14 protein-coding genes and 1 pseudogene are annotated in these 11,357 nt (G+C 61.4%); 9 read left to right on the plus strand and 6 right to left on the minus strand.

Going from position 1 to position 11,357, the window contains the following annotated elements:
• The first annotated feature begins 115 nt into the window (after positions 1-115).
• Genes RGAI101_RS01160 through RGAI101_RS01175 form a run of 4 tightly spaced genes read left to right on the plus strand, consistent with a single transcriptional unit; the run spans position 116 to position 3,321 of the window.
• Positions 116-1,474 (plus strand): sodium:proline symporter, encoded by a 1,359-nt coding sequence (locus RGAI101_RS01160; protein ID WP_037227054.1) that lies wholly within the window; start codon positions 116-118, stop codon positions 1,472-1,474.
• Positions 1,475-1,518: 44 nt separating this feature from the next.
• Positions 1,519-2,604 (plus strand): ABC transporter ATP-binding protein, encoded by a 1,086-nt coding sequence (locus RGAI101_RS01165; protein ID WP_008227860.1) that lies wholly within the window; start codon positions 1,519-1,521, stop codon positions 2,602-2,604.
• An 11-nt stretch (positions 2,605-2,615) separates the two neighbouring features.
• Positions 2,616-2,966 carry a Lin0512 family protein gene (locus RGAI101_RS01170; protein ID WP_008225946.1) on the plus strand — a complete coding sequence of 117 codons (351 nt, stop codon included), beginning with the start codon at positions 2,616-2,618 and terminating at the stop codon, positions 2,964-2,966.
• Positions 2,959-3,321: a Lin0512 family protein gene (locus RGAI101_RS01175; protein WP_008228059.1), complete on the plus strand. Its 363-nt coding sequence runs from the start codon at positions 2,959-2,961 to the stop codon at positions 3,319-3,321. The genes RGAI101_RS01170 and RGAI101_RS01175 overlap by 8 nt, the downstream gene beginning before the upstream one ends.
• Before the next feature lie 43 nt (positions 3,322-3,364).
• On the opposite strand, the gene RGAI101_RS01180 is transcribed toward RGAI101_RS01175, so the two are convergent.
• A complete protein-coding gene (locus RGAI101_RS01180; protein WP_008227081.1) occupies positions 3,365-4,003 on the minus strand; it encodes a helix-turn-helix transcriptional regulator in 639 nt (212 codons plus the stop codon).
• A 208-nt stretch (positions 4,004-4,211) separates the two neighbouring features.
• Between RGAI101_RS01180 and RGAI101_RS01185 the strand changes: the two genes are divergently transcribed.
• The 4 genes from RGAI101_RS01185 to RGAI101_RS01200 are packed head-to-tail and all read left to right on the plus strand — an operon-like array spanning position 4,212 to position 6,786.
• Positions 4,212-4,451: a twin-arginine translocase TatA/TatE family subunit gene (locus tag RGAI101_RS01185; RefSeq protein ID WP_037228856.1), complete on the plus strand. Its 240-nt coding sequence runs from the start codon at positions 4,212-4,214 to the stop codon at positions 4,449-4,451.
• A 6-nt stretch (positions 4,452-4,457) separates the two neighbouring features.
• Positions 4,458-5,078 carry a Sec-independent protein translocase protein TatB gene (tatB, locus tag RGAI101_RS01190; RefSeq protein WP_008225881.1) on the plus strand — a complete coding sequence of 207 codons (621 nt, stop codon included), beginning with the start codon at positions 4,458-4,460 and terminating at the stop codon, positions 5,076-5,078.
• Positions 5,075-5,950: a twin-arginine translocase subunit TatC gene (gene tatC, locus RGAI101_RS01195; protein ID WP_008226396.1), complete on the plus strand. Its 876-nt coding sequence runs from the start codon at positions 5,075-5,077 to the stop codon at positions 5,948-5,950. The genes tatB and tatC overlap by 4 nt, the downstream gene beginning before the upstream one ends.
• Positions 5,947-6,786 (plus strand): ATP-binding protein, encoded by an 840-nt coding sequence (locus RGAI101_RS01200; protein WP_008226968.1) that lies wholly within the window; start codon positions 5,947-5,949, stop codon positions 6,784-6,786. Before tatC ends, RGAI101_RS01200 begins: the two co-directional genes overlap by 4 nt.
• A gap of 44 nt (positions 6,787-6,830) precedes the next feature.
• On the opposite strand, the gene RGAI101_RS01205 is transcribed toward RGAI101_RS01200, so the two are convergent.
• From RGAI101_RS01205 to RGAI101_RS01225, 5 genes are all read right to left on the minus strand, one after another.
• Positions 6,831-8,069, minus strand: coding sequence for a LysM peptidoglycan-binding domain-containing protein (locus RGAI101_RS01205; protein ID WP_008225740.1), 1,239 nt, complete (start codon positions 8,067-8,069; stop codon positions 6,831-6,833).
• A gap of 78 nt (positions 8,070-8,147) precedes the next feature.
• The gene (locus RGAI101_RS01210; protein WP_008229405.1) at positions 8,148-8,807 is read right to left on the minus strand and encodes a protein-L-isoaspartate(D-aspartate) O-methyltransferase; all 660 of its coding nucleotides are present in this window, start codon (positions 8,805-8,807) and stop codon (positions 8,148-8,150) included.
• Positions 8,804-9,589 carry a 5'/3'-nucleotidase SurE gene (gene surE / locus RGAI101_RS01215; protein ID WP_008228139.1) on the minus strand — a complete coding sequence of 262 codons (786 nt, stop codon included), beginning with the start codon at positions 9,587-9,589 and terminating at the stop codon, positions 8,804-8,806. The genes RGAI101_RS01210 and surE overlap by 4 nt, the downstream gene beginning before the upstream one ends.
• A 72-nt stretch (positions 9,590-9,661) precedes the next feature.
• A complete protein-coding gene (locus RGAI101_RS01220) occupies positions 9,662-10,312 on the minus strand; it encodes an SDR family NAD(P)-dependent oxidoreductase (RefSeq protein ID WP_008225676.1) in 651 nt (216 codons plus the stop codon).
• Between the two features lie 40 nt (positions 10,313-10,352).
• Positions 10,353-10,619 carry a pilus assembly protein PilZ gene (locus tag RGAI101_RS01225; protein WP_037227058.1) on the minus strand — a complete coding sequence of 89 codons (267 nt, stop codon included), beginning with the start codon at positions 10,617-10,619 and terminating at the stop codon, positions 10,353-10,355.
• 153 nt (positions 10,620-10,772) lie between these two features.
• Here RGAI101_RS01225 and RGAI101_RS01230 point away from each other — a divergent pair.
• A pseudogene (locus RGAI101_RS01230) lies at positions 10,773-11,153 on the plus strand (16S rRNA methyltransferase); the annotation flags it as partial.
• Positions 11,154-11,357: the final 204 nt, after the last annotated feature.

Genomic DNA, 11,357 nt, shown 5'->3' on the forward strand with positions numbered 1-11,357 from the left:
CGCACCAACTGACACGTTGATCACATTTTCGACAGGCGGCAGGCACCAGCATGGCGCAGGGGGCATCCGGCGGCTACGAGTTTGAACAATCTCTTCACGAAAAGGCAGCCTGCGCATGAACCCTCTTATTCTAATGGCCGTTTTCGGGGCCATCATCATCGCCAGCCTGTGGGTCGCACCACGCCGGGCCAGCATCGACGGGTTCTTCGGCGGCATGACCGAAACGGGGCAGGCTCCGGGGCTGTGGACCTTGGTTCTAAGCCAGGTGACGACGTGGATCTTTGCGCGGTCCCTGATGAACGCGGCCATATTGGGATATTATTACGGGATCGCAGGCACCTTGGCCTATGCGGCGTATTACGGGTCTTTCCTGACCGGCGGGTTCATCGTCGGGCGGTTGCGCGAAACCGGATCGGTGTCGGTTCAGGACTGGCTTGGCACGCGGTTCGGCGCGGCCGGAAACGGGTGCTATAACCTTGTGATCGCCCTGCGGCTGCTGTCCGAGGTGTTTGCCAATCTGCTGGTGGTGGGTCTGATCTTCAACGCGGTGCTGGCGGGCAGCGGTACAGCTGCGATCTTGATCGTGGCCGTCATCGGGCTGGCTTATTCGGCATGGGGTGGCCTGAGTGCCGCGTTGCGCACGGACGTGTTGCAGATGGCGGTGTTTCTTGTGGTCTTCGGTCTTGCCTTCGTGGCGCTGATCGTGTCACCGGGCTTTGACCTCGCGGGGATCGTCACAGCACCGGGCACGGCGGGCAGCTATAATGGCTGGGTCTTGCTGGTGGTGGCGCTGTTGCAGGTGTTTTCGTACCCCGCGCATGATCCGGTGATGATGGACCGCGGCTTTATCGCTGATCCGGCAACGACGCGGAAATCATTCTTGCACGCCTTCTGGCTGTCGACCTTGTGCATCATCGGCTTTGGCTTTTTCGGCATTCAGGCCAGCCTTGCGGGCGCGGCCTACGAGGGCGAGCTGATTGGCACATGGTCCACCATGTTTCCTGCGTGGGTTTTCGGTGCGCTGATGATCTCGCTGCTGGTGTCGGCGCTTAGCACACTGGATTCGGCGCTGGCCTCTGCCGCGCGGCTCGTGGTCGAGGAACTGAAACTGGCCCCCCGCAGCCTGAACGGCGGGCGCATTGTGATGCTGGGCTTTATGGTCGCAGGTACCGTGCTGACGCTTTTGGGGAATGCGACGCTGTTTGATGCGGTGGCGGTGTCCGGCACCGCGTCGATGTTTCTGACGCCTGTGCTGCTTGTGGGGCTGGTGATGGGGCGGAAAATCGCGGTCTGGTCCTATTTTGCTGCCTTCGGGGCTGCACTGCTGGGCGCGCTGGCCTATTTCGGGCGGGCATGGTCGGTGTTCGCCGCGCTTTTGCCTGACGGGCATAAATACGAGCAGCTCCTGGCCATCTGCGTCGTCGTTTTGATCGCCGGGTTTGCGGCGGTGCTTGCGGGCGCGCGGCGGGGCTGATAGCGGTTGTACCCGAGTGAATTAATCGGATAAGACCCCATCCCATGACACAAATCCAGCCCCGGCTTGAAATCAAACACCTCAAGCGCGCCTACGGTGGCCGCGCTGTGGTCGATGACGTCAGCTTGAAGATCATGCCGGGGCAGGTGACCTGTTTGCTGGGGCCATCGGGCTGCGGCAAATCCACGACTTTGCGGATGATCGCAGGGGTCGAGATGCAGGACAGCGGCACGATCCATGTCGATGGCAACCTGATCTGCGATACCGTTTTCCGGATTCCGCCCGAGCGGCGCGAGATTGGCCTGATGTTTCAGGACTTTGCCCTGTTTCCGCACCTTAGCGTCGCCGACAACGTGGGCTTTGGTCTGAAAACGGGCACCAAGGCCGAACGGCGTGCGCGGGTTGAAGAACTGCTGGCGCGGGTCGATCTGCTGCGTTTCATCGACGGCTATCCGCATCAGCTATCGGGCGGTGAACAACAGCGGGTGGCGCTGGCGCGTGCCCTGGCACCCCGGCCCAAGATCATGTTGATGGACGAACCGTTTTCGGGCCTAGATAACCGCCTGCGCGATGACATCCGGGACGAGACGCTGGGGATCTTGAAGGAAGAAGGCACCGCCGTCCTGCTGGTCACCCACGAGCCGGAAGAGGCAATGCGCATGGCCGACGAGATCGCGTTGATGCGCAACGGAAAGATCGTGCAGCAGGGCGCGCCGTACAACGTCTATACGCGCCCGATCGACCGTGCGTCTGTTGCGTTTTTCTCGGATGCGAATGTGCTGCGGGCCGAGGTGTCAGGTGCGCTGGCCCATACCCCGTTCGGGCGTTTTCTGGCCCCCGGTGTTCCGGATGGCACGCAGGTTGATATCGTTTTTCGTCCGCAACATGTGCGGATCGATTTCGACCGGGGCGGCAAGGGGCCGCTGCCCACGGCGACCGACGGCACTGCTGCCCGCGCCGTCGTGTCGCGGGCACGGTTCATGGGCAATGAAAGCCTTGTGGAATTCGTTATGGACCACGATGGCAGCAGCCTGCGCGCCACGGTGCCCAACGTGTTTTTGCCGCAACCCGGTGCGGTGATGTGGCTGACGATCCGGCGCGACCGGTGTTTCGTGTTTCCGGCAACCTGAAGGGTGACGCTATGCAGACATTGATGGTCGAATTCGGCATGGGGTCTTCGCTGCGCCGCGCCGATTATACCCAAGCCGCCGAACGCGCCGTGCGCGATGCGCTTTGGCATAATTCGATCAATCTGGCAGAGCTGTTCGGTTTCGATAAATCCGAGATGAAGATCACGCTGGACGTCGGCGTGCAGCAGCCCGATCAGGTGGATGCCGACGTGCTGCGTGCGGTTTTTCCCTATGGCGATATTACGGTGAACGTCCAGCGCGGCGGCTTGGACGTGCCGCGCCCAGATGGGGACGGCAACCCGACGATCATGGCCAATGTCGCCCTGTCCGTGGCTTTTGACATGGAGCGCGCGAATGACTGAACAACGGATCATCATCGAGATGGGCATGGGCAATGACCTGCACGGCATGGACTATACCAAGGCCTGCGCCCGCGCGATCGACGACGCCTTGCGCCATTCGTCGCTGCCGCTGTTTGGCGTGCTGGAATTGGCGCATGACGCGATGCGTGTGCAGGTGACCGTTGCGGTGCAAGCGCCCGAATTGGTGGATATCGACGCGCTGGTGGCCAAACTGCCACGGGGAAGGGCGCAGGTGCGCGCGGTTTTCGGCGGTCTGAATGTGCCTAGCGGTGACGAAGTGATTGTTGTCGCACAGGCCAGTGTCGAAGCGTTCTTGCCAAAGCAGGACGGGTGGCGATTGCGAGACTCCTCGTAAAAGAGATTTTATGCCTTCGGCGAGGATTTTTTTCCATTTGGAATTAAAGTCTTGGGGTAAAGAGCTCCGGCAGGGCGTCGGCGGCTTCAATCAGATCAAGGCGCAGGGCAATATCCGTGCCTGTGGTCTCGCTCCATCCCTTCAGGATCCAGCTGCGGGCCTGATGGTGCAGGGAAACGGGGTGCAGGATGAGGCTGTGCAGCGTTTTGTCTGGCCTGTTGTAGACGATCTTCAGCTTTTGGCGCGCCCGGATCGCGGCGCGCAGGACGGGCAGGTGGCCCAGACCGCGGGCGGCGTTGGCAAAGGGGTGTTCGATATGTTGCCAATCGGTGGCCTGCCGCGCCCCCTCGAGCGGGAGGCTTTGGTCGATCTTGGACGCGAGGGTCGTGGCGGCTGATTTCAGATCGGGGTCGGTTGTTTCCAGCACGATGGCCAGCGCGAGCTGCAGTGCCTCGATCTCGGGGTCGGTCAAGGTGAGGGGCGGCAATGTCGTTGCCCGGTCAAGCCGGTAGCCCGCACCGCGCGTTCCTGTCACAGGCACGCCCGACGATTGTAAACGTCCGATATCGCGGTAAAGCGTGCGCAAGGAAACGTTCTGCGCGGCGGCGAGGTCTTCGGCGCGGTGCAGAGTGTGGTCGCCCAGGGTTGAGAGCAGGGCAAAAAGGCGGTCAGAGCGGCGCATGGGCCTGTTTGGCATGGCCGCCGGAGAAAATCAACGCTCATGCCAAAAAGCTGTCAGGTGTTGGTGGGGCAGTAGAGCGGCAACAAGAAACTGGCCGTGGCGATGGGTTTTCGCGCGCTTTGCGCTTCAAGCTGATGCGGGGCGGGCGTAGAACGACTGGGAATGGGGCGCATGAATGGCGTCCGTGGTTTTGGATGTGGAGAAACTTATGCTTAACAATATTGGCCTTCCCGGTCTTCTGCTAATCGCCGTCGTTGTGCTGGTCCTGTTCGGACGCGGCAAGATTTCCAGCCTGATGGGTGAAGTCGGCAAGGGCATCACCAGCTTTAAGAAGGGCATCAGCGAAGGCGAAGAAGATCAGAAGAACGCCGGCAAGGATGATACGCCAGAGCTGTCGAACGACGCGGCTGCGGTGACAGACGTCAAGACCGACAAGGACCGGGTGTAACCGAACATGTTTGATCTGGGGTGGTCCGAGTTATTGATCATTGGCGTCGTCGCGTTGATCGTGGTGGGGCCGAAAGATCTGCCGATCTTGTTTCGCAAGGTGGGGCAGTTCGTGGGCAAGGCCAAGGGCATGGCGCGCGAGTTTTCCAATGCGATGAACGATGCGGCGGATGACACGGGCATGCGCGAAATATCGTCCGGGCTGAACAAGTCGCTGAAGGCCGCGACAAACCCGCTTGGCACCGCGATGGATGGTGTGAAATCTGCGACCAAGTCGCTGGCCGACATCAACCCCGACAGTGAGACAGGCAAACTGGCTGCGGAACGCGCCGAAAACGCGGCGAAGATGAAGGCCGTGCGCGATCGTAACATCGCCGAGCGCAAGGAGCGCGAAGCGGCCGAGGCGGTCAAGGCGGCCGATACCGGCACGGCTAAACCCGATGCGTCTGCGACGGAAAAGGCACCGGCAAAGAAGCCTGCCGAGCCCAAACCTGCTGTTGCCAAGAAGGCCCCCGCCAAGAAAGCTCCGGCCAAGACGCCAGCGGCGGCCAAATCTGCTGCGGCCAAGAAACCGGCAGTGAAAAAACCTGCGGCCAAAAAGCCGGCAGCAAAGAAAAGTGACACATGAGCACCAGTGACGAGATAGACGACAGCGCCGCCCCGCTGATCGAGCATTTGGCAGAGCTGCGCACGCGGCTGATCCATTCCGTGATTGCGTTCATCATCGGCATGGTGATCTGCTTTACGGTCTGGAACCCGATCTTCAACTTTCTGACCCATCCGCTGTGTTCGGCCATGGCCGAGCGGGGGCAAGAGGATTGCGGACTGATCCTTATCAAGCTGCAAGAAGGTTTCTTCGTTGCGATCTCGATCTCGCTTTTGGGCGGGTTGGTGTTGGGTTTTCCCTACATCAGCTACCAGCTGTGGCGGTTCGTTGCTCCGGGGTTGTACAAGAACGAAAAGGGCGCGTTTCTGCCGTTCCTGATTTCCAGCCCGCTGATGTTTTTCCTGGGCGCTTCGTTTGCTTTTTATGTGGTCACGCCCCTTGCCTTTGACTTCTTCCTTGGCTTCCAGCAGGCGGGCACGCTTGTGGGCGACGGGGACGGGGCGAACGGGATCGCCGCCATCGCCTTTCAGGGGTCTGCGCAGGAGTATCTGAGCCTGACGATCAAGTTCATCGTCGCTTTCGGGCTGTGTTTCCAGCTTCCTGTCTTGCTGACGTTGATGGGCAAGGCCGGACTGGTCAGTTCCGAAGGCCTTGGCAACGTGCGTAAATATGCTGTCGTGGGTATTCTGATTCTTGCCGCCCTGGTGACGCCGCCCGATGTGATTACGCAGGTGATCCTGTTCGTGGTGGTCTACGGGCTATACGAGATTTCGATATTTCTGGTCCGCCGCGTAGAACGCAAACGTGAGGCACAGCTGCGCGAAGACGGATATTACGACGACGAGGATGAAGATCCGATGATGGCGGAATTCGACGAGGACGACCTCAAGTGATCGACGACCCCATGGACCGCATCGCAGCGGCGCTCGAGAGAATATCTCCTCCGCCGCTGCAAGCCCCTGACTTTGACGCCGCCGGGGCTTTCGTCTGGCACACCGGGCCCGACCATCTGGCACCCGTGCATAAGGTCAGCAAGGTTGATCTGGAATTGCTGATAGGGGTGGACCGCGCCCGCGATACGTTGCTGGCCAATACCACGCAATTTGCGGCGGGCCTGCCTGCGAACAACGCGCTGCTTTGGGGTGCGCGGGGGATGGGAAAATCTAGCCTTGTCAAAGCGATACATGCCCATGTTCATGCGTCGCATGAGAATTTGCGGATTGTCGAATTGCAGCGCGAAGACCTGCCATCGGTCGGGCGTTTGCTGGGCCTGTTACGCGATGCGCCGCAGCGGTTCATCCTGTTTTGCGACGACCTGAGCTTTGGCCATGATGATGCGCATTACAAGTCGCTCAAGGCGGTGCTGGACGGCGGAATCGAGGGGCGGCCTGACAATGTCGTTCTGTATGCCACATCAAACCGCCGTCATCTGATGCCCCGCGACATGATCGAAAATGAACGCGGATCGGCGATCAATCCTGCCGAAGCGGTCGAGGAGAAAGTGTCGCTGTCCGACCGGTTCGGCCTGTGGCTGGGCTTTCACCCCTGCGACCAGCAGCAATACCTCGAGATGATCCGGGGCTATTGCGATGCCCACGGTGTCAGCATTGACGACCATACCCTGCACGCCGAGGCGATCGAATGGCAAGCCACGCGCGGTTCCCGGTCGGGGCGCGTGGCATGGCAGTATTTCGTTGATCTGGCAGGACGCCAAGGCGTCACGCTGTAATCCGGACCTGGCTTGTTTCAGGCCCGGATCACATCAGTCGGCTATCAATTGAGGTAGGGTGTGGGATCGACGCTGTCGAACCCGTTGCGTACTTCGAAATGCACGAATGAATCGTCGCCGCCGCGCAACTTGGCGATGGATGCGCCCTTGGCCACGCTGTCGCCCTTGGCCACGCTCACGTTGCTGACGTTGGCATAGACCGTCAGCAGGTTGTCAGGGTGACGGATCACGACGATCGGGATGCCATCGGCGCTTTTGGTGATTGCCGCGACCGTGCCGCTGTCCGCCGCTTTGACGGCGGCCCCTGGTGTGCCCTTGATGTTGATGCCTTCGTTTTTGCCCTTGGAGTAGGCACGAATGATGCTGCCCTGCACAGGCGGCGTCATGCGGCCGTTGGACGTCGGCTTGGTTGTCTTGCCGACATCGGCCACGGGTTTGGCAGGAACAGGTGTCGCGGCCGTTTTGGCCGGCGCGGGTGTCGTGTCAACCGGCGGCAGCGGCTTGGCGGCACTGGGCGGTGTAGGTGTTGGCGATCCGGCACCGGGCAACGTGGCTGTCTGGGGTACGGGGGCCGTGCGCGCCGGAGCGGCCTGTTGCGGTACGGGGATCAGCAGGTACTGCCCTTCGCGGATCGAGAAATCAGCCCCCAGCCCATTCCATTCGGCCAGCGTCGCCACGGGCACCGAATAAAGCCGCGCGATGGTAAAGGCGGTTTCGCCCCGCTCGACCCGGTGGCGGATCGGTTCGCGGCCGGTTTGCTTTTGCGGATTTGGTCGCGTCGCTGTCTGGGCAGAGGGCAACGCGCTGGTCTGGACGCCCGGCGTCTGGGGCGCACGGTTGATGGCGTTGCCTGCCATGGACTGGATATCGACCGCTGCAGTGGTGATAGGCCCGGTACCAGAGGCCCCCGTAGCCGGCGACGGTTCTGCCACGCGGGTGGGCAGTGCGATGATTTCATCCTTGCGCAGGGGGACGGTCGGGTCGATGCCGTTATAACGGGCGAGGCTCGCCACATCGGTGCCGACGCGGTTGGCGACATCTGTCAGCGTGTCGCCACGGCGCGCAACGGCGACCTGATAATTGGGATACGAGATTACACCGCGATTGTCCGGCAGGGGCCGGTTGGCAAGCGCGCTTGTCGCGGCATCGGCGGTAGAGAACCCGTCGCCGAACCCGCCGCGCATGTCTAGATCAAGGGGAGTGTCGCAGGCCGCCAATAAGACTGCGCTGCCGCCTGCCAGAACCGTCAATCTGAAGGTCCTCAGTGCCGCTGTGTGGATCATCTGCTTGTCCTCGTTTTCGGTGCCGCTTTTGGTATCGGGTCTCCGTTCCGTCCGGAGTTCCCATAAGCCTTACAGCATTTAGCTGTCTTTGCCCAACCCTTCAAGCAAGGGAACAAACCGGACCTTGCGCAGTTCGTCATATTCCAGGCCGGTTTCGGTCTTTCGCACCCTGATCAGGTGTTGCACGGCGTCGGATTGGCCAACCGGCACCACCATGATGCCGCCGACCTTGAGCTGGGCCAGCAGGGGGCCGGGCGGATCTTCGGCGGCGGCAGTCACGATGATGCGATCAAACGGGGCCTGTTCGGGCAGGCCAAAGCTGCCGTCGGCCGTGATCGCGGTGATGTTGGTCAGGTCAAGCGCATCGAAAATCTCGCGGGCTTCCTGCACAAGGCGGCGGTGCCGGTCGATGGTGTAGACCCTGCGCGCCAGCTTGCTCAGGATCGCGGCCTGATAGCCGGACCCGGTACCGACCTCGAGAACCTTGTCGCGCGATGTAACCTCTAGCGCCTGTGTCATAAGGGCGACGACAGAAGGCTGGCTGATGGTCTGGCCACAGGCAATCGGCAGGGGCATGTCTTCGTAGGCGCGCGCGGCAAAGAGGCCCCGAATGAAGGGGCCCCTGTCGATCTGTTCCATCGCGTTGAGAATACGGCTTTCGGTTACGCCCTTCGAGCGTAGCGCATAGAGAAACTGCATCTTGCGTTCAGCGTCCGTGATGTCTTCTTCATCGTTCATGTATTGATGGCTTCAAGCGCCGCAAAGCTGTCATGTGCGGTGAAATCCGCCCGCATCGGCGTCACGGAGATGTAGCCGTCAAGGTTCAGGGCGGCGTCGGTGCCGGGGGGCGTCGGGATCTGCTGGTCCGCGCCCTGTATCCACAAGAACCGACGCCCGGCGGGCGAGACATGCGGTGTGGTGGAGAAACTGGTATCGGTGCGAATGCCCTGAGGGGCCAGACGGATGCCTTTTACGTCCGAAGCGGCGGTCGGGGGGAAATTCACGTTGTAAAACAGGCGGTAGCCGTTCGTATGTGCCGGTGTGGCGTCCAGAATGCGGCGGATCACGTCTGTCCCATGCTCGGCGGCGGCTTCGAACGCGTCATCAAGCGCGCGGTTGGCGGGGCCGAAATACTGGGACATGGCAATGGCGGGAATGCCCTGAAGAGCGGCTTCCATGGCACCGCCGATGGTACCGGAATACATGGCATTTTCGGCGGCGTTATTGCCACGGTTGACCCCGGATAGGACCAGATCGGGGGGCGTGTCCTTCATGGAATCGTGCAAGGCGGCCAGAACGCAATCAGCCGGGCTGCCTTCGACGGAAAACTGGTGCTTGCCGATCCGTTCGACCATCATCGGCCGGGTGTAGCTGATGCAATGGGCAACGCCGGATTGTTCATAGGCGGGGGCCACGGTCCAGACCTCGCCATCGGGACCCGCGAGGTCGGTTGCAATCGCATGGAGTGTCTTTAGGCCGGGTGCGTGAATGCCGTCATCGTTGGTAATCAGAATGCGCATACTATCCTCTTTTCGCCTTGATAAGCGACGGATGTAGGCGCGGCAAGGTGGGAGCCTTCGGCGAGGATATTTTTAAGCCAGAGAAGCGGAAAGTGATGCGATAATCTTGTCTGCCTGAGACTGGGGGCTGTGCAAGGCCGCGCGGTCTTCGCCGGGATGAAAGCGTGCGCGGGTGGCCGTGGGCATGGGGGCAGGGGTCACGATATGGACCTTGGGGCCGATCTGGGCTGTTTCGGCCTGCCAGCTGCGCGCAAGGGCGATTTGAGCGGCCTTTGTGGCCCCGTAGCTGCCGAAGAATTTGGTCGCGATCACCGGGTCGTCGAAAAACACGGCCTGTCCCGCTTGGCCCAGCAGCGGCGAGACATAGGTGATCAGCGTCGAGGTGGCCGTGATGTTGGCAGCGACGGATTTTGCCATATCCTTGGCGTCGATGTGATCTGTCGGGGTAAGCGGGGCGGCGTGGACCGCCGTGTGCAACCACAGGTCAAGGCTGCCCCAGCGATCGAAGATGCCGCGGCACAGCGTTGCCATCGCCGCGTCGTTCGTGATGTCCATCGGAGCAAGGGTGGCACTGCCGCCGCGCGCCTGGATGCGGTCGTCAAGTTCTTCCAGTGCGCCGGTTGTCTTGGCCACCGCGATGATGTGATGGCTGTCGCAAAGCGCTTCGGCAAGGGCGGCACCAAGGCCGCGGGACGCGCCGGTGATGAGGGCTGTTTTTGTCATAGGTCGCGCTTTGCCTTAGCGGGGGCGGCCCGTCAAGGGGTTAGCCCTTTGGCAGTTTCAGCGTTATGGCGCGGCCCCTGCTTGCAAGAACCAGGCTGTCGTTGCCGATCGCGGCGACGATGCCGTCGGGGATGGTGTCGTTCAGGCGGACGCGGTGGATCGCGCCATGCTTGTCGCGGATCAACGCACCGGGGTTGGTCAGGCTGCCGAAGGTGCCAAGCAGGGTAAGTTTCGGCAAAGCGGCTTGCTGGGTTGCCAGATTCACGACTTTGGCCGGGGTTGGTGTGCCGTCAGTGGTAGTGGTCATGTGTGCCTCTTTTCGCCGGACCGGGTTGGCCGGGCTTGCTGCGCGTGGGCTAGCAAAGGCCGCGGGGGCGGAAAAGGTGACTATGGTGCGGCTGGCAAAGACTGGCTTAGGGATCGGCAGGGGTTTGCCTGTGCTTGATCGAAGAAGGGCGGCATCTTGCTGGATGCACCCTGTTCGGCCACGGGTACGATCCGCCGCCACCCCGATTTGCCCCATGCCAAAGACGGGTCCGAATTCGGCGAGTTGATCGAGCTGCAAGCCGAGTTGATCGACCATGCGTGGTCGCTGCTGAACCCTGGTGGGCGTTTGGTTTTCTGTACCTGTTCGCTGCTGCCCGACGAAGGCGAAGTGCAGGTGGACGAAGCCCTCGAGCGTCATTCGGACATGAGCGTCGATCAAAGCGCCCTGAGCGTTCCCGGCATTGATCCTTCTTGGATATCCTCTGAAGGAGGGCTGCGGCTGCGTCCTGATTACTGGGCAGATCTAGGCGGGATGGACGGTTTTTACATCGCTTGCTTGCGCAAGGCGGACTAGGCTGCCGCGCCTGAGCGCTGATGATCGTCAGCGTCCTGACCCCTTTGATGCCAAAATGCGGTGACTCAGCGCACAACCAGCGCTATGCTCTGGCAAACGCCACCAGAGCGTACAGAGGCACCGAATGTTCAGCTCCCGATTTCACGCGCGTAAATCGCGCTTCCTTAACCATTGGCATGCCCGCGCCGCGACACGGACGCGGAC

The organism is Roseobacter sp. GAI101 (assembly GCF_000156335.1).
Classification (GTDB): Bacteria; Pseudomonadota; Alphaproteobacteria; order Rhodobacterales; family Rhodobacteraceae; genus Sulfitobacter.